Origin of the sequence: Paenarthrobacter sp. FR1, from assembly GCF_051106045.1 — a bacterium.
In the GTDB taxonomy this organism is placed as follows: Bacteria; Actinomycetota; Actinomycetes; order Actinomycetales; family Micrococcaceae; genus Arthrobacter; species Arthrobacter nitroguajacolicus_A.
Window position 1 is genome coordinate 1 of record NZ_JBPFSF010000001.1, and the last position, 17,061, is coordinate 17,061.

Below are 17,061 nucleotides of genomic sequence, written 5' to 3' on the forward strand. Positions count from 1 at the left end.
GAACACGCCTTCCTCAACCCCGGCCAACCCGCCCGCACCCCGTTCATCACCGAACAACTCGCCGGCACCACCGGACCGGTCATCGCCGTGTCCGACTACATGAAAGCCGTCCCCGACCAAATCCGACAATTCATCCCCAACGACTTCGCCTCCCTCGGAGCAGACGGCTTCGGCTTCTCCGACACCCGCCAAGCCGCCCGCCGCTACTTCAAAAACGACACCCACTCCATCGTCGCCAAAACCCTCCAACTCCTCGCCGCCAAGGGAGAAGTTGAAGAAGGCGCCCTGGAGAAGGCCATCGAAAAGTACCGGCTCCTTGATGTGAATGCCGGCACCACCGGCGGAGCAGGCGGCGACGCCTAACACCCCACGGGCAAGTCCCACGGAACAGCAGTATCCGCAACGGCGGCTTTCACCGAAAGGTGGGGGCCGCCGTCGGGCTTTAATCAGGCCGGAAGAGGCTCCCAAGGCACGTGACCGGCAACAACGTCAGTTGTAGCCTTCTCACAAATGGAGCTTGCCCGGGATGGGCCGTATGCTCGTTCCATGGCAGAGCCCACCAAAACACCTACCAAGCGCAAGGCAGCAACCCAGGCATTGTCGCCGGAAAAGGCCGAGACTCTGCGGCAGCTCCGCGCCAATGTGGGGCAATTGTCCACCAGCACCATGCGCAAGCTGGAAAAGTCACTGCCTTGGTACAGCCGTTTGAGTTCCGATGAGCGCTCGGCGTTGGGCTTGGTGGCCCAGAACGGTATCGCCGCGTTTGTGACGTGGTACGAGCGTCCTAGTTCGCCGTCGTGGATCCTCACCGACGTCTTTGGGAACGCGCCGACGGAACTGACCCGCTCCATCAGCCTGCAGAAAGCCCTGCAATTGATCCGTATCGTGGTGGAAGTCGTCGAGGACCAGGTTCCCGTGATTGCTCCGGAATCGGATCAGCCATCATTGCGCGAGGCCGTCCTGCGCTACTCGCGCGAAGTGGCCTTCGCAGCAGCCGATGTCTACGCCCGGGCGGCCGAGTCCCGCGGATCGTGGGACACCCGACTCGAAGCGCTGATCGTGGACGCCATCCTGCGTGGTGAAAATACTGACGCCTTGAGGTCCAGGATCGCCGCCCTCGGCTGGAAGGCACAGGAGCGGTTCACAGTCATGGTGGGCAATTCGCCGTCGGAACCCAGTGCGAGCTACGTCAGCGAACTGCGCCGGACCGCTGGGCGTTTCGCCGAAGACGCGCTGGTGGGAATCCAAGGCGACCGGCTCATCCTGATTCTTGGTGGACTCCAAGATCGTGACACCGCCTACCTGAAGCTCAGTGAACTATTCGCCCCGGGGGCCGTGGTTTATGGTCCGGAGGCGGGTTCGTTGTTGGAGGCCAGCAGCTCCGCCCAGGCTGCCTTTGCAGGCCTCACAGCTGCCCGAGCGTGGCCTTCAGCGCCGCGCCCCGTAGCCGCCGACGACCTGCTCCCCGAACGCGTAGTTTCCGGAGATGACGCCGCACGCCGGTCATTGATCAAGAACATCTACCGACCACTGTTGGCGGCCTCAAATGGCCTGGTGGAAACCCTCGGGACCTACCTTGAACTGGGGCATTCATTGGAGGCCACGGCCCGGGAGCTGTTCGTCCATGCCAACACCGTGCGCTACCGTTTGAAGCGTGTCTGCGACGTGACTGGCTGGGATCCGCTCCTCCCGAGAGAGGCGTTCGTCCTGCAAACGGCGTTGGTGGTGGGCCGGCTTTCGGCACAACCGAAAGCCTCTCCCGAACGTCACGCGTCACGTTCACAGAACTGAACCGTTGTAGACTTCCTACAAACTGACCCAGTGAGCTTGGTGTACCAAAACACCAGTGGATCACGTGGCAATTTGGAAAGCTGGATACGTGCTTGCAATCGTCTGCCCTGGACAGGGCTCCCAGACCCCTGGATTTTTGGCCCCTTGGCTGGAACTCCCCTCCGTCGAAGGCCAGCTGGCCTCCCTGAGCGAGATCGCAGGCATTGACCTCAAGGCCCACGGCACCACCTCGGACGAAGAGACCATCAAGGACACTGCGGTAGCGCAGCCACTGATTGTCGCTGCCGGCCTGGTGGCCGCAAAGTCCTTGTTCGACGTCGAACTCAACACGCTCCCCGTCATCCTTGCCGGACACTCTGTTGGCGAGATCACGGCCTCAGCGCTGGCTGGAGTCCTCACAGAGTCCGAGGCCATGACCTTTGTCCGCGAGAGGGCCAACAGCATGGCGGCAGCAGCTGCGGTGACCCCCACCGGCATGAGCGCAGTAGTGGGAGGCGACCCCGCCGAGGTCCTGGCAGCCATTGAAGCTTCTGGCGCCACACCGGCCAACGTCAACGGCGCAGGCCAGACTGTCGCTGCGGGCACGTTCGAACAGCTCAAGGCCCTGGCAGAGAACCCGCCGGCGAAAGCGCGCGTCATTCCGCTCAAGGTTGCAGGCGCGTTCCACACTTCCCACATGGCTCCGGCCGTCAGCGCGCTTGAGTCACTCAAGCCCTCGCTGTCTCCGCAGAGCCCAACCGTTCCGCTGTTGTCGAACTACGACGGCCAGGAAGTCACGGCAGGACCTGCCGCCGTCGAGAGCCTGATCGCCCAGGTGTCCCGGCCTGTTCGCTGGGATCAGTGCATGGAGACGCTCGTTGAACGCGGCGTCACCGGTGTTATCGAGCTCGCCCCTGCGGGGACGCTCGCCGGCCTGGCCAAGCGTGGCATGCCGGGCGTGAAGACCGTGGCCGTCAAGACCCCGGATGACCTGTCCGCGGCTCTGGCACTTTTCGCTGAATTGGAGGGACAGGCATGAGCACCCCCGTACTCAAGAAGGCCGCTGTCAACGAGAATGCCCGCATTCTGGGAATCGGCGCCTACCGCCCGGACGTCATCGTCACCAACGACGACGTCTGCCAGTGGATCGACTCCTCTGACGAATGGATCCGCCAGCGGACCGGCATCATTACCCGTCACCGGGCCGCCGCCGACGTCAGCGTCATCGACATGGCCGAAGGCGCCGCACGTGAAGCCCTCCAGCAAGCGGGGATCGAACCGTCGCAGCTGGGAGCGGTCATCGTCTCCACCGTGACGCACCCCTACGCGACGCCTTCGGCTGCCGCTGCGCTCACCGATCGTTTGGGCGCGACGCCGGCACCCGCCTTCGACATCTCGGCCGCCTGTGCGGGGTACTGCTACGGCGTGGCCCAGGCTGATGCCTTGGTCCGGTCCGGCGCGGCAGAGTACGTCCTCGTGGTCGGTGCAGAGAAGCTCTCGGATGTCATCGACAACCATGAACGCACAATTTCCTTCCTCCTCGGTGACGGCGCCGGCGCCGTTGTGGTGGGCCCCTCCGAGACCCCTGGCATCGGTCCTTCCGTCTGGGGATCCGATGGCAGCAAATGGGATGCCATCGGCATGACCCACTCGCTCGAAGACGTCAAGAAGCTTGGCGAATCCGCCAGGCACTCCGACGAAATTGACGATCCCGCCATCCTTTCCGCAACACAGGATGTGTGGCCGACCCTGCGCCAGGACGGCCAGACCGTCTTCCGTTGGGCCGTGTGGGAAATGGCGAAGGTAGCCCAGCAGGCCTTGGATGCCGCCGGCATCGAAGCCTCGGATCTCGCTGCGTTCGTTCCCCACCAGGCGAACATGCGCATCATCGACGAAATGGTGAAGAAGCTGAAGCTTCCGGAGTCCGTTGTGATCGGCCGCGATATCGCTGAAGCCGGGAACACGTCTGCGGCCTCCATCCCGCTTGCAACCCACCGTTTGCTTCAGGAAAACCCTGAGTTGAGCGGCGGCCTTGCCTTGCAGATCGGCTTCGGCGCCGGATTGGTCTTTGGCGCCCAGGTCGTGGTTCTGCCGTAGACCTGGACTGGCCCCGGTGGCCTCCAGCCAACTGAATACGACTTACAAACCCAAACCGTAACCGCGGTTTGCCCCCTTTCCGGCAGCAGCCGGTACAACAAGAAAAGGAGCCAACAATGGCTAGCAACGAAGAAATCCTGGCCGGCCTGGCTGAAATCGTCAACGAAGAGACCGGCCTCGCCACTGAAGCCGTAGAGCTGGACAAGTCCTTCACCGAGGACCTGGACATCGACTCCATCTCCATGATGACCATCGTTGTCAACGCTGAAGAGAAGTTCGGCGTTCGCATCCCCGACGAAGAGGTCAAGAACCTCAAGACCGTCGGCGACGCCGTCAGCTTCATCGCCAACGCACAGGCCTAGTCCTGACACCAGCTGTGCCGGGCCGGGACCCTGTCCCTGTGCCCGGCACAGCCGCAGTAAGCCCAAAGTTTTTAGTGCCTCCTCCTGTGCAACCTGCAGGGGATGGCTTATCCGACAGAGAGTGATCGCATGGCACGCAAAGTAGTCATAACCGGTCTGGGGGCCACCACTCCCATCGGCGGCGACGTACCCACAATGTGGCAGAACGCGCTGAAAGGGGTCTCCGGCGCCCGCACGCTCGAAGATGAGTGGGTGGCCAAGTACGACCTCCCCGTCCACTTTGCTGCCAGGTGCTCTACGCCGGCCCTTGAAGTACTGAGCCGGGTTGAGGCCAAGCGCATGGACCCGTCCACGCAGTTTGGCGTCATCGCGGCCCGTGAAGCTTGGTCCGACGCCGGGATTGAAGAGATCGACCACGACCGTTTGGCTGTAGCTTTCGCCACCGGCATCGGCGGCGTCTGGACGCTCCTGGATGCCTGGGACACCCTCCGGGACAAGGGCCCCCGCCGAGTCCTTCCCATGACCGTTCCCATGCTGATGCCCAATGGTGTTGCTGCCGCGGTCAGTCTTGACCTTGGTGCCCGCGCCGGAGCACATACTCCGGTTTCTGCCTGCGCATCAGGCACCGAAGCCCTCCACCTCGGATTGGACCTGATCCGGTCCGGCAAGGCGGACGTAGTGGTATGCGGCGGCGCCGAAGCAGCCATCCACCCCATGCCCTTGGCCGCGTTCTCCTCGATGCAGGCGCTCTCCCGCCGCAACGACGACCCGGAACGTGCCTCCCGCCCGTACGACATCGACCGTGACGGTTTTGTCATGGGCGAAGGTGCCGGCGCCCTGGTCCTTGAGGCCGAGGAACACGCAATCGCACGTGGCGCACGCATCTACGCCGAACTCGCAGGAACGTCGGTGACCGCGGATGCCTACCACATCACCGCACCGGACCCCGAAGGCCTGGGGGCAACCCGAGCCCTCAAGGCCGCAATGTTCGACGGCCGCATCCAGGCCGAGGACGTTGTGCATGTCAACGCCCACGCCACGTCCACTCCCGTTGGCGACAAGCCTGAATACACGGCCCTGCGTGCCGCCCTGGGCACCCATGTGGACAACGTGGCGGTCTCCGCCACCAAGTCCCAGATGGGACACCTCTTGGGCGCTTCAGGCGCCGTTGAAGCCGTGCTGACGGTCTTGGCCGTCTACGAGCGCAAGGCACCGGTCACCATCAACCTCGAGAACCAGGATCCCGAGATCCCCCTCGACGTCGTGACGTCGGTCCGGGACTTGCCCGCCGGCGATATCGTCGCATTGAGCAACTCGTTCGGCTTTGGCGGACACAACGCCGTGATCGCCGTCCGGAACGTCTAAGTCGGACTCGACGACTCGTCTCCAGGTGACATGAAGAGGGCCCCACCAATTGGTGGGGCCCTCTTCGTAGCTATGGGGTGTTGCTTGCCCGAGACTGCTAGCCGACCTGATGCAGCCAACGCACGGGTGCGCCTTCAGCCGCGTGGCGGAACGGCTCCAGCTCTTCGTCCCAGGCTTCACCCAGGGCCAATGACAATTCGTGGTAGACGGCTGAAGGGTCCCCGGCACCGGACTCGTATGCATAGCGGATTCGGTCTTCGGTCACCATGATGTTGCCGTGCACATCCGTGACGGCATGGAAGATCCCAAGCTCCGGTGTGTGCGACCAACGCGCTCCATCTACGCCTTGGCTCGGTTCCTCGGTGACCTCATAGCGCAGGTGCGCCCAGCCCCGCAGTGCCGACGCCAACTGAGCCCCTGTACCGGGCGTCCCAGTCCAGGACAACTCGGCGCGGAACATTCCAGGCGCAGCTGGCTGAGGGGTCCACTCAAGATCGGTCCTCTTGTCAACGACCGATCCGATGGCCCACTCAACGTGCGGGCAAAGTGCCGTCGGGGCCGAGTGCACGAACAGGACACCGCGGGTTGTTGCAACAGACATTCCATCCTCCATAGCTGTAGGTACGTCTTCCCCAACGACCTCTGCCTGGATGTGTTGCTGTTGCTGCCGGATGCCATGAAATCCATGTGGGCCCTGACAGGCTATTTACTTGTATGAAGTACTACTGACGATATTGGCACAGAAGTAACCCTCGACCGTTCATTGAAGGTTTCCCCGTGGTGCTTTCATTTTGCCGTACGCTACCTGTTTCCGCCAGTGCAGCTCGTGGGAGGTCATGTTCACGCCCGCGGGTGAGCCTGCTGATAGCTCCTGCGGAGCCGATCCACTGAGACATGGGTGTAGATCTGAGTGGTCGCCAGGCTGCTGTGGCCCAGGATCTCCTGGACGGCGCGCAGGTCGGCTCCCCCATCCAGCAAGTGCGTTGCAGCGCTGTGCCTAAGCGCGTGGGGACCTGTCGCCGACGTGTCGCCCAGCGCTTGCAGGAGTTCGTTCACCACCGCGCGGATTTGCCGGGGATCCACGCGCTTGCCCCGAACGCCGAGGAACAAGGCCGGTCCACTGGTGGGGGTCGCCAGCGCCGGCCTTCCCCGCCTCAGCCAATCATCTACTGCAAGTGCTGCCGGAACACCATACGGCACAGTGCGTTCTTTGTTTCCCTTGCCCACGACCCGTAGCGTCCTTCGGTCGGGATCAAGGTCGTCGATATCCAGGCCGGCCAGTTCGCCGACACGGACTCCCGTGGCGTAGAGCAGTTCAACCATCGCCCGATTGCGGACAGCCAGGGGGCCTCCGTCGCCGGCCGCCGTGTTCAGGTCGTCCACCATTCGCGTGACCTGCTGCTGTTGCAGGACACCGGGCAGGGACTTGTCCCGCTTAGGTGCCTGCAGGCGAATCGCGGGATCCGTGGTGATGAGCTCCTCGCGCAGGGCCCATCCCGTAAATGCCCTGGCGGTTGCCGCGCGGCGCGCTAAAGTGGCCCTCGCCATTCCAGCCTCACTTTGCGCGCCAAGCCAGCGTCGGAGGGATCCCAATTCCAATTGCCCGAGTTCACTGATCCCCTCCTGGACGGCAAAACCGAGGAGGCTCTCAACATCTGCCAGATAGGCGCGTAAGGTGTGTGCCGACCTCGCGCGTTCACCCTCCAGATAGCGTCGAAAGCCTTCGACTGCAGCTTGCAGGGATGTTGGTAGTGATTGTCCGTCCACGCTTCCAACTGTGCCAGCAACAGCGAGCAAGGGAGTGCAGCAACATGCGTGTTCTTGTGCGGGGGCTACCCGCCCTTGGCCCGCTTCCAGCCACCCCTTTCCGAACACGCCAGCCCCAACAATCCGAGGCGTCCCAACCCCGCCCGTACGGACTCCGGGCTCAGTCCTGCCACCACCGACAATTTCTCTACGGAACTGGTTGACCGGAGCGGTAAGGCGTCCAGAAGTATGAGGTCCTCCATGGAAAGGTCGTCGTGTGGTGCGGAGCCCGCTGCCTTGTCCACGCTGCCCGTTACGCCGATAGCGCCTGCCAACTCCACGATCTCGCCAACGTCGGTGACGCAGACGGCTCCCCCATCCCTGAGCAGCCGGTGGCAGCCTGCGGAGTTGGCACTGTGGATGGAGCCAGGGACAGTAGCCACTGCCCTGCCTATGGTCTCGGCGTGGTGGGCGGTGTTGAGGGCACCCGAACGCCATCGGGCTTCCACCACCACGGTGACGGATGCCAGCGCTGCGATGATCCGATTCCTCTGCAGGAACCTGTAGCGGGTTGGTGCTGACCCCGGGGGTACCTCGGAAATGACCGCCCCTTGGGTGGACACCGCTCGGAGGAGGTCTTCGTTGCCGGAGGGGTAGAAGCGGTCTACGCCCCCTGCCATGACCGCGATGGTGGGCACGCTGGCTACACCGCCATTGAGTGCTCCGCGGTGCGCATGGGCGTCAATGCCATAGGCTCCACCGGAGACCACCGTGTAACCTCGTTGGGCCAAGCCATAGGCGAAGTCCCCGGTCACAGACCCTCCGTAACTTGTACTGTCCCTCGATCCCACCAGGGCAACGGCTTGCCGCGCGCTCGGCAGCGGCTGTTCGTGTCCGCGCCACCACAAGCACAGGGGCTCCTGGAGGCCCAGATCCTCCAGTTGCTCCGGCCACGAGGTATCCCCCGGGATGATCAACCTGCCGCCCAGCCGGCGCATGGTCTCCAAGTCACGCTCCGGCGCAAGGTCCGGGACGCGGGGCGCCCATCGTCTCAGGCTGGCCGAAAGCCCGGCCCACGCAGCCGGCCCACCGCCCTCGACGAGCAGGGCGGAGATCTCCCGTTCCAGGTCAAGCCCCGTGGCTACTTCTCCGGTGGCCACACCCAGGGCGTCGACTGCCCCGACAGCACGCACCAAGGCCAGACCTACTGAGTCCTGGGGTTCCATGAGGCGCGCCAGGGCAGCCCGTGCAATCCGTTCCCTGTCCTGCCTGCCCACTACGGCCACTCCTGAACTTCCCTTCACTGTGCTGTGTTTTCTTCCCGTTGCCGTGTTTTCTGCCCGTTGCTGCATATTCCCCGCTGCTGTGACTCATGTTGCGGCCGCCGCCTGGCGGAGCCCGAGTGCTTGCCCGATATGGTCGATATCCGGGCTGTCGCTGCGTCCCAGGTCGGCAAGGGTCCACGCCAGCCGCAGGACACGGTCATATCCACGGGCAGTGAGGGTCCCCCGTTCGAGCGCCGTATCCAGAATCCGGGTAGTTCCGGGAGGCAAACGAAGTTGGCCCCGCAGCGTCCGCCCGGGGACCTGCGAATTGGTTTCGAGCCCGAAGGTCCGCAAGCGCTGGAACTGCCGCAGCCGGGCCGCAAGCACCCGTCCAGCCACCGTGGCGGTGTCCTCTTCCCTGCCTGAGTTGCCGAAGTCGGCCAAGGACACCCGTTCCACGTGAAGTTGAATATCTACCCGGTCCAAAAGCGGTCCGGATATTCGTCCGAAGTACCTTCGCCGCATCATGGCCGTGCAGGTACATTCCGTGCCCTTACCCGCGGCCTTACCGCAGGGACAGGGGTTGGCTGCCAGTATGAGTTGGAATCGTGCGGGATAGGCCGCCGTTCCGGCCGAGCGGTGGATCACCAGTTCGCCGCTCTCCAGGGGCTGACGGAGGGCATCCAGCACGCGGCGTTCATACTCAGGAGCTTCGTCCAAAAACAAGACACCTCTATGTGCCCGCGAGGCGGCCCCAGGCCTGGGGAGCCCGGAACCACCACCGATGATGGCTGCGGCCGTGGCACTGTGATGGGGATTTTCGAAGGGCGGCCGGCGAAGCAACCGCACCGCGGACGACTGGACAGCTGCCAGGGAGTGGATCGCCGTAACCTCCATGGCGGCCGTATCCGCAAGATCGGGGAGAAGCCCCGGCAACCGCTCCGCCAGCATGGTTTTTCCAGCCCCAGGCGGACCGGTGAGCAGCATATGGTGTCCGCCGGCGGCGGCCACTTCCAAAGCCCGGCGGGCCTCTCCCTGTCCCGAAACGTCGCAAAGATCCGGCACAAGGGTAGCTGTATCGGCCTCATCCGGTACATCCTCACCGGGGGGATCGTAGTCCAGTGCCAGGTCCTTGGGATCTGCCCCGAAGTCGAAGGCAAGCCGGGCAAGTGTCTTATAGCCACGAACGTTTGCTCCGGGAACCAACGCGGCCTCAGCGGCATTCGCCTCAGCCACCACGATGTCCGGATAGCCGGCCTGTACGGAAGCCATGACCGCCGGCAGGATGCCCCGGACGGGCCTCAGCCTTCCGTCCAGGCCAAGCTCGGCGATGAAGACAGTCCCACCAATGGATTGGATGTCGTCCGCTGCACGAAGCACAGCCATGGTGATGGCAAGGTCGAAGCCGGAACCCCGCTTAGGGAGGGAGGCCGGGATCAGGTTGGCCGTGATTTTCCGACGACTGAGGGGTATGCCCGAGTTCTGGGCGGCAGACCGGATACGCTCCTTGGCCTCGTTGAGGGCCGCGTCCGGTAACCCCAGAATGACGAAATTGGGGAGGGTCTGGCCGATATCGGCTTCCACCTCCACGATGTAGCCGTTCAGGCCAACCAGGGCGACGCAGTAACTGCGACCAACGCCCACCTAGACAACACCCCGCAAGTGTTCCAGCTGCGGATGCCCCACACCGCTGTCTATCACCGATACGACGTCGACGCGTCGTCGTGGCGCGTTGAGCTGGTGCGCGCGGCACCACGACGAAGCCAGCCGGTGGAGGCGGGCCAGCTTGGCCGCACCTACCGCTTCAAATGGATGCCCGTAGTCAAGGCTCCGACGGGTCTTCACTTCCGCCACTACAAGGGTGTCGCCTTCCAACGCCACGATGTCTATTTCACCGTCGGCGCACCGCCAATTGCGGTCTACGATCCGCATTCCCTGGTTCTCCAGGAAATCGGCCGCCAACGCCTCGCCGTTACGGCCCAGCAGGTCTTTTGCTCTCATGACCATCACCTCCGATACCAGCTTTCAGGCTGGTAGCGGTTGGCGGCAGGGCGTCAAATAGCTATGTGCGTAAACCCTCAAGAATCAGGGTTGTGGAGGAAAAGTCGCCCGCGAACAGGCTAGTTGCCGAGATCCCCCAGATCGCCCAGGCCGCCGTCCTTGGGCAAGGCGAGGTCCTCACTCCGGGGCAGTTCTTCGACGTTGACGTCCTTGAACGTGATCACCCGGACGTTCTTCACGAAGCGGGCCGAGCGATAGACGTCCCAGACCCAGGCATCCTGCAGGGTCAGGTCAAAGTAGACTTCCCCGTCCGCACTGCGGGCCTGAAGATCAACATGGTTGGCCAAGTAGAACCGTCGCTCCGTTTCAACAACGTAGCTGAACAGACCGACTACGTCCCTGTACTCGCGGTAGAGCTGCAGCTCCATGTCGGTTTCATAGTTCTCAAGGTCCTCGGCGCTCATACTTCCATCTTGCACTATCTGCCGGGCAGCCAGCGCCACCCCGTGCAGCAAACGCCGTAGCGCAGCAAACGCCGTTGTTCAGCGGTCGCTACCGGGCCCCGATCACTCCAGCAGCTCGGGTCCGGTGAGGTGCCAACTGGTCCGGTGATAAGCACTGGGACCCTGCAGGCGGATCACATCCCTGTGCGCGGCGGTGGCGTAGCCCTTATTCTCGTTCCAGCCATAAGCGGGTAGTTCGGAATGCAGGTCCACCATGATGCGGTCCCGCGCTACTTTGGCCAGAACACTGGCCGCCGCAACGCTGAGGCAGCTCATGTCTGCCTTTACCCTGGTGTGGACAGGAGCTTCGCACCAAGGACCGGAGTCGGAGGTGTCGAAAAGCGAGGCCTGAACTTCCGGGGAAAGCCAGTTGTGGCTACCGTCCAGCAGCACCATGTCGGGGCAAACGCCGGACGCCAGGACGTCAAACCAAGCGCGAGTACCTGCCAGGCGCAATGCCGCAATGATGCCAACCTCATCAATTTCCCGCGAGGACGCGTGCCCCACTGCGGAGGAAACTGCCCAGTCTCGTACGAGCGGTTCCAGTCTGTCGCGGTCCTCGGGTTTGAGCAGCTTGCTGTCCCGCACATCAGCCAACAGACCGTGGTCCTGGAGGTTCACCACGGCAATGCCAACGCTGACCGGGCCCGCCAGAGCTCCCCGCCCAACCTCGTCCACGCCGGCCAGCAATCGCACGCCGGACGACAGGAAAGATCGTTCGACATCAAGGGTAGGGAATTTCACCGGGGCCTTGGCCTTAGCGGCGGGCCGGGTCTTCTTCCGGGTGGTCGTCGTAGCCATTACTTCGCCGGGGTGCCTTCAGGGACGTTACGGAAAACATCCTGGTAGTTGTCGAGGATGGTCCACCGGCTCACAGGCCAGGCGATGACAGTGGCCTTGCCTTCGATGTCAGCCATGTTGATGAAGCCTCCGTTGGCTTCCTGGTGGGCCCGGGAGTCCGCAGAGTGGTTGCGGTTGTCCCCCATGACCCAGACCTTGCCGTCGGGAACCACGATGTCGAAGGGGTTCGGCTGGGGTATTTCGGCCGGGTTGATGTAGGTTTCGTCCACGGGCACGCCGTTGATACTGATGCGACCCTCCGCATCACAGCAGGAAACCCGATCACCGGGGAGCCCAATGACGCGCTTGACGAGGTGCTGCTCATTGTCATCTGCGGCCAAGCCTACGAATTCGAGTGCATCCCCTACCCAGTCCATCGGACCGGCAGGCTTTTTCTCCACGGCAGGCAGCCAGCCTTGGGAGTCTTTGAAGACCACCACATCGCCATGCTGCAGCGCGAAGGGTTCAGGGACCAGGAGGTTGATAAAAATTCGGTCATTGACGTCCAATGTGCTTTCCATGGACTCAGAAGGTATGTAGAACGCCCTGAACAAGAAAGTCTTAAGTAGGAAGGACAACACCAACGCGATAGCCACCACAGTGACAATCTCCTTGACCCACACCAGCACGGGATTCTTACGTGGTTTTTCCGCAGCGTGAGCCCCTCCCTCGGAATCACGCGGACCGCCGTTGCCTTCGCGGGACACGCCAGTGTCCGCCGGGTTGGACTCAGCCACACCAGCAACGCCGGCCGTTCCGTCCGAGAGCCGGGCGTCGTCGTCGTACCGCTCGGGATTCTCAGGAGCTTTGTCCGGCATTTACTGTCCGTTCTTCAAGGGTGTCTCGGCCTGCGTCGAGCGAGGCATCTCTGCAAATCTATCAAGGGGCCAGATGATTTGGACCGGCCGCCCGATAACGCGTTCCGTGGGAACCATGCCGCCGCCCGGCGCTCCCAGCAGTCCACGCGAATCTGCTGAACGTGAGCGGTGATCGCCCATCAGCCAAAGGCGGCCCTCAGGCACCACGACATCGAATTTCTGCTTGCTGGGTTCGTCCCCTTGGTACACATAGGGTTCCTCAAGCGGCTGACCGTTGACTGTGAGAAGGCCGTTGGTGTCGCAGCATTGGACGCGATCCCCCGCGACCCCAATGACCCGCTTCACGTATGTCGTGTCGCTCCCCGTCAGTCCAAACCATTGGCTGGCGGCCGATACGGCGTCGACGAATGGGCCCTTGCCGCTGCTCAGCGGGGCGAAGGAACCGCGGCCATCGAAAACCACCACATCGCCCCGACGGATCGGTTCGGAACTGTAGGCAGTGCGCGAGACCAGGATCCTGTCCCCCGCTCCCAGGAGCGGTTCCATGGACTCCGAGGGAATGTAATACACATCAAGCCACAGCGACCGCACAAGCCCGCTGATCGCGATGGCGAGGACCAGTGCGAGCAAAACAAAACGCCAGCCCTGTTTCCGGGGCCGGCGTTCTGATGTTTCCATGATTCGTATCCCTGTTGCGTTGCGGATTGCTCCGGAACAACCGGGCACGAATCCTGGACCCGTTACGTAAGTCGGAGGACTTACTTGGCGAAGTCGCGCTTTTCCTTGATCTTCGCAGCCTTACCGCGCAGTGCGCGCATGTAGTAAAGCTTGGCGCGGCGGACGTCACCCTTGGTGACGACCTCGATCTTCTCGATGATCGGGGAGTGTACCGGGAAGGTACGCTCTACGCCGACACCGAAGGAAACCTTGCGTACGGTGAAGGTTTCGCGAACGCCGTCACCCTGGCGGCCAAGGACGAAGCCCTGGAAGACCTGGACACGGGAGTTCTTGCCTTCGATGATGTTGACGTGAACCTTGAGGGTATCGCCCGCGCGGAACTCCGGAACATCGTTACGCAGCGAGGCTGCATCTACGCTATCGAGGATATGCATTAATCCACTCCTGGTGAACGCCACAGGTCATTCACTTTGGGTTACGACGGACAAGCCCGCGGCGCGAAGGCCAGCCGGAAATTTCCGCCGAAGTTTTCTTGGTGTCCGGTTTCGCCACTGATTGGCGCCACCGGGTTGCCCGACTGTTGGCTGATCTCCCCCTGTGGCAGGTGTCAGCCCAGTAGACACAAGGGTTAATTCTGCCACAAGCGCGACCATCCGGCCAACTGGCGGGACCAGAACTCCCGACGGCGGCGGGCGGCGCTAGCTGGCGGCGTCGCCGCCGTGCCTGGCCTGCAGTCGACCATCCACCACGTCATAGCCGAGATCCGCCAGGGCGTTGCGGTCAGCGCGACTCAGGGAACCGGCGTCGAACTCCGCCAGGAGGTCCGGCCGGCGCTCCGCAGTGCGTCGAAACTGCTCGTGGCGCCGCCATTGTGCGATCTTGCCGTGGTTGCCACTGAGCAGGACAGCAGGGACGTCGTAGTCTCGCCACGCGGACGGCTTGGTGTACACCGGGTACTCCAACAGGCCATCGGAGTGGGACTCCTCAACCAGGGATTCGGGGTTGCCTACGACCCCGGGCAGCAGGCGCCCGATGGCCTCGACCATGGCCAGCACAGCCACTTCGCCACCGTTGAGCACGTAGTCACCCAGGCTCATGGGCCGAACAGTGAAATGCTGCTGCGCCCACTCGATCACGCGTTCGTCAATACCCTCGTAGCGTCCGCAGGCAAAGACCAACTGCTCTTCCTCGGCGAGCTCGTAGGCCAGGGCTTGATTGAACCGCTCCCCCGCAGGCGACGGAACAATCAATACAGGCTTTGCACCCTCGCTTGGCTTCGCAACGGACTCAAGGGCCTGCGCCCATGGTTCGGGTTTCATGACCATTCCTGCACCTCCACCATAAGGGGTGTCGTCCACTGTCCGATGCTTGTCGGTGGTGAAGGTGCGGAGATCGTGGACATTGAGTTCCAACAACCCGTCCTGCCGGGCCTTGCCTATGAGGGACAGCTCCAGCGGAGCAAGGTACTCCGGGAAAATGCTGACGACATCGATCCTCATTCAGGCATCAACCCCGGCGCCGTCCTGAGGCTCCTCCGAGGCACCGTCATTAATCTCGAAGAGGCCATCAGGCGGAGTGACCAGGATGTACCCTGCCTCAACGTTGACCTCGGGCACGATCTCATCGACGAAGGGAATGAGGATTTCTTTGCCGTCCTCTGTTGTGACCGTCAACAGATCCTGGACCGGCAGCGTGGTGAGGGCGGCAACCTTGCCGACAACCTGCGAACCGACCCGAACTTCCAAGCCGACCAGCTCGTGCTCGTACCAACCTTCGTCGTCGTCTTCGTCGTCGAGTTCTTCGGTTTCAATAAAGAGCTTGGCGCCACGGATGACCTCGGCCGCGTTGCGGTCGGTAATTTCCTCGAAACCCAACAGGAGGATGTCCTTGTTCCACCGGGCACTGCGGATGGTCAGCGGTCCGGCAGAAGCCGGCTCCACAACGAACTCGGTTCCGGCGACGAACCGCTCGGACGGTGCGTCGGTAAGCACCTGCACCGTTACCTCGCCGCGAATGCCGTGGGGCTTGCCGATCCGGGCCACCTGGAGCTGCATGGATTCCTCTGAATTCTTGTGGACCGCGCCGCCGGGCAGCCACGGTGATGATTTGGTGGATAAAGCAATCCGGCCCCTCCACCATATTCGGTGAAGGGGCCGGATCTAAGACAAGTAGTGCTGAGCGCGTTACCGGCGACGGTCGGTGTCGACGACGTCGACCCTGACCTGCTCGCCACCAGCCAAAGCTGCAACCACAGTGCGCAAAGCACGTGCAGTGCGTCCTTGACGGCCGATCACCCGTCCGAGGTCCTCCTGGTGAACGCGCACCTCAAGGGATTCCCCGCGGCGGTTGTTCTTGGCACTGACCTTGACATCCTCAGGGCTGTCAACGATCCCACGGACCAAGTGCTCGAGCGCTTCTGCCAGCAACTTACTCAGCCTCGGTGGTCTCTGCTTCAGCCTCGGCCGGAGCCTCAGCAGCGTCGTCCTTCTTGGCCTTCTTGGTGATGGCTTCCGGGATGATGACGGAACCCTTCTCCGGAGCTACGAAAGCTTCCTTCGGAGCTTTGGTCTTCAGGGTGCCTTCCTGGCCCGGGAGGCCCTTGAACTTCTGCCAGTCACCGGTGATCTTGAGGATCGCAGCAACCTGTTCGGTGGGCTGGGCACCAACGGAAAGCCAGTACTGAGCGCGCTCGGAAGCGACCTCGATGTACGACGGCTCTTCGGTGGGGTGGTACTTGCCGATTTCTTCAATGGCACGGCCATCGCGCTTGGCGCGGGCATCCATGACGACGATGCGGTAGTACGGTGCGCGCATCTTACCGAAGCGCTTAAGGCGAATCTTTACGGCCACTTTTGTGGTCACTCCTGTTTCTGAAACGAGGTTGAACCCGACGTTCTGCACCCGTGGGGCGGGCCATACTTGACGGTTCGAAGGACAAGATACGAGCACGGAGAGAGGGGCCGCACCGATCGAGTACCTGTCTATTGTGCCAGATGCCGGGTGCAATTACGACTTACACCACGTGGGGCGGTGTGTTGTTGGTCACCGGAAGGCATCCAACGCAGCGCCGCGGGACGTGCGATTCGTCAGACGGACCAGACGTAGAGCCCGGAACGCTCCACCTTCTCAACGTCAGTGGCCAGCGCAGCCAACTGCTGGACGTACTGGCGCGACGCGGTTGCATCGAAAGGCATGTCGTCCTGGGCAGCCCATGCCGCGGCAACGTCGTCGAGGACGTTTTCCTCGCCCTCGCTTTCATACGTGAGCAGTTCGGCAAGAGCCCGCACCATTGCCTCGGGAACGCCAAGGAGTGCATCGCTGGTGACATCCACGAGGGCCAGTTCATAGTCAGCGCCGGACGCGTGAACAGCCTGGCCCGCGAGGTCGCCCAGCTGTTCGACTTCGAAGTCCGTGATTCCCTCGATCCTGACGGCGGGACCGGCTACTTCAGCGCCCCTGTCCAGGGCTGCGGCCCGCTTGAGTGCTTCATCGTGGGTGGCTATAAAAATTTCGGCAAAGCCCATGGGAAAGTACTCTCATTCCTTCGTGCTGACGGGGCGGCGGCACAGGACCCTGGGGTTCCGTGCCGTCACTGCCCAGCCTAATGCAGCGAAAG

21 protein-coding genes are annotated in these 17,061 nt (G+C 62.8%); 6 read left to right on the plus strand and 15 right to left on the minus strand.

Annotated features, from left to right (window positions below; translation table 11 throughout):
- The 6 genes from ACR30Z_RS00005 to ACR30Z_RS00030 form a co-directional block, all read left to right on the plus strand.
- Positions 1–363 (plus strand): transketolase-like TK C-terminal-containing protein (locus ACR30Z_RS00005; RefSeq protein ID WP_434370844.1); only part of this gene is annotated, 363 nt, incomplete at its 5' end.
- Positions 364–546: 183 nt separating this feature from the next.
- Positions 547–1,791 carry a PucR family transcriptional regulator gene (locus ACR30Z_RS00010; RefSeq protein ID WP_144649519.1) on the plus strand — a complete coding sequence of 415 codons (1,245 nt, stop codon included), beginning with the start codon at positions 547–549 and terminating at the stop codon, positions 1,789–1,791.
- 88 nt (positions 1,792–1,879) lie between these two features.
- Entirely contained in the window at positions 1,880–2,809 is a 930-nt protein-coding gene (locus tag ACR30Z_RS00015; protein WP_208759977.1) for an ACP S-malonyltransferase, read from the plus strand.
- Positions 2,806–3,867: a beta-ketoacyl-ACP synthase III gene (locus ACR30Z_RS00020; protein WP_144649523.1), complete on the plus strand. Its 1,062-nt coding sequence runs from the start codon at positions 2,806–2,808 to the stop codon at positions 3,865–3,867. Before ACR30Z_RS00015 ends, ACR30Z_RS00020 begins: the two co-directional genes overlap by 4 nt.
- A gap of 116 nt (positions 3,868–3,983) precedes the next feature.
- On the plus strand, positions 3,984–4,229 hold the full coding sequence (locus ACR30Z_RS00025) for an acyl carrier protein (protein WP_011692310.1): 246 nt from the start codon (positions 3,984–3,986) through the stop codon (positions 4,227–4,229).
- Positions 4,230–4,358: 129 nt separating this feature from the next.
- Positions 4,359–5,594 (plus strand): beta-ketoacyl-[acyl-carrier-protein] synthase family protein, encoded by a 1,236-nt coding sequence (locus ACR30Z_RS00030; protein ID WP_434370849.1) that lies wholly within the window; start codon positions 4,359–4,361, stop codon positions 5,592–5,594.
- Between the two features lie 97 nt (positions 5,595–5,691).
- On the opposite strand, the gene ACR30Z_RS00035 is transcribed toward ACR30Z_RS00030, so the two are convergent.
- The 15 genes from ACR30Z_RS00035 to ACR30Z_RS00105 all read right to left on the minus strand — a co-directional run bounded on the left by ACR30Z_RS00035 (position 5,692) and on the right by ACR30Z_RS00105 (position 16,969).
- On the minus strand, positions 5,692–6,195 hold the full coding sequence (locus tag ACR30Z_RS00035) for a DUF3145 domain-containing protein (RefSeq protein ID WP_026005636.1): 504 nt from the start codon (positions 6,193–6,195) through the stop codon (positions 5,692–5,694).
- Between the two features lie 239 nt (positions 6,196–6,434).
- Entirely contained in the window at positions 6,435–7,361 is a 927-nt protein-coding gene (locus ACR30Z_RS00040) for a tyrosine recombinase XerC (RefSeq protein ID WP_144649527.1), read from the minus strand.
- Between the two features lie 65 nt (positions 7,362–7,426).
- A complete protein-coding gene (dprA, locus tag ACR30Z_RS00045) occupies positions 7,427–8,566 on the minus strand; it encodes a DNA-processing protein DprA (RefSeq protein ID WP_244296673.1) in 1,140 nt (379 codons plus the stop codon).
- Positions 8,567–8,710: 144 nt separating this feature from the next.
- On the minus strand, positions 8,711–10,249 hold the full coding sequence (locus ACR30Z_RS00050; RefSeq protein ID WP_434370852.1) for a YifB family Mg chelatase-like AAA ATPase: 1,539 nt from the start codon (positions 10,247–10,249) through the stop codon (positions 8,711–8,713).
- Complete coding sequence (locus ACR30Z_RS00055) at positions 10,250–10,615, minus strand: YraN family protein (protein WP_208759978.1); 366 nt, start codon at positions 10,613–10,615, stop codon at positions 10,250–10,252.
- A 110-nt stretch (positions 10,616–10,725) separates the two neighbouring features.
- Positions 10,726–11,070, minus strand: coding sequence for a DUF2469 domain-containing protein (locus tag ACR30Z_RS00060; RefSeq protein WP_018776202.1), 345 nt, complete (start codon positions 11,068–11,070; stop codon positions 10,726–10,728).
- Between the two features lie 102 nt (positions 11,071–11,172).
- Positions 11,173–11,910, minus strand: coding sequence for a ribonuclease HII (locus ACR30Z_RS00065; RefSeq protein ID WP_434370854.1), 738 nt, complete (start codon positions 11,908–11,910; stop codon positions 11,173–11,175).
- Complete coding sequence (gene lepB, locus ACR30Z_RS00070) at positions 11,910–12,767, minus strand: signal peptidase I (RefSeq protein ID WP_434370856.1); 858 nt, start codon at positions 12,765–12,767, stop codon at positions 11,910–11,912. The genes ACR30Z_RS00065 and lepB (ACR30Z_RS00070) overlap by 1 nt, the downstream gene beginning before the upstream one ends.
- Positions 12,768–13,445, minus strand: coding sequence for a signal peptidase I (gene lepB, locus ACR30Z_RS00075; protein WP_434370858.1), 678 nt, complete (start codon positions 13,443–13,445; stop codon positions 12,768–12,770).
- A gap of 80 nt (positions 13,446–13,525) precedes the next feature.
- Entirely contained in the window at positions 13,526–13,879 is a 354-nt protein-coding gene (gene rplS / locus ACR30Z_RS00080; protein ID WP_144649543.1) for a 50S ribosomal protein L19, read from the minus strand.
- A gap of 264 nt (positions 13,880–14,143) precedes the next feature.
- Complete coding sequence (gene trmD / locus ACR30Z_RS00085; RefSeq protein WP_434370859.1) at positions 14,144–14,944, minus strand: tRNA (guanosine(37)-N1)-methyltransferase TrmD; 801 nt, start codon at positions 14,942–14,944, stop codon at positions 14,144–14,146.
- Positions 14,945–15,499 (minus strand): ribosome maturation factor RimM, encoded by a 555-nt coding sequence (rimM, locus tag ACR30Z_RS00090; RefSeq protein ID WP_434370861.1) that lies wholly within the window; start codon positions 15,497–15,499, stop codon positions 14,945–14,947.
- Positions 15,500–15,628: 129 nt separating this feature from the next.
- The gene (locus tag ACR30Z_RS00095) at positions 15,629–15,871 is read right to left on the minus strand and encodes an RNA-binding protein (RefSeq protein ID WP_011775119.1); all 243 of its coding nucleotides are present in this window, start codon (positions 15,869–15,871) and stop codon (positions 15,629–15,631) included.
- Position 15,872: 1 nt separating this feature from the next.
- Entirely contained in the window at positions 15,873–16,295 is a 423-nt protein-coding gene (rpsP, locus tag ACR30Z_RS00100; RefSeq protein ID WP_018776208.1) for a 30S ribosomal protein S16, read from the minus strand.
- Positions 16,296–16,531: 236 nt separating this feature from the next.
- A complete protein-coding gene (locus tag ACR30Z_RS00105; RefSeq protein ID WP_434370862.1) occupies positions 16,532–16,969 on the minus strand; it encodes a hypothetical protein in 438 nt (145 codons plus the stop codon).
- Positions 16,970–17,061 lie beyond the last annotated feature (92 nt).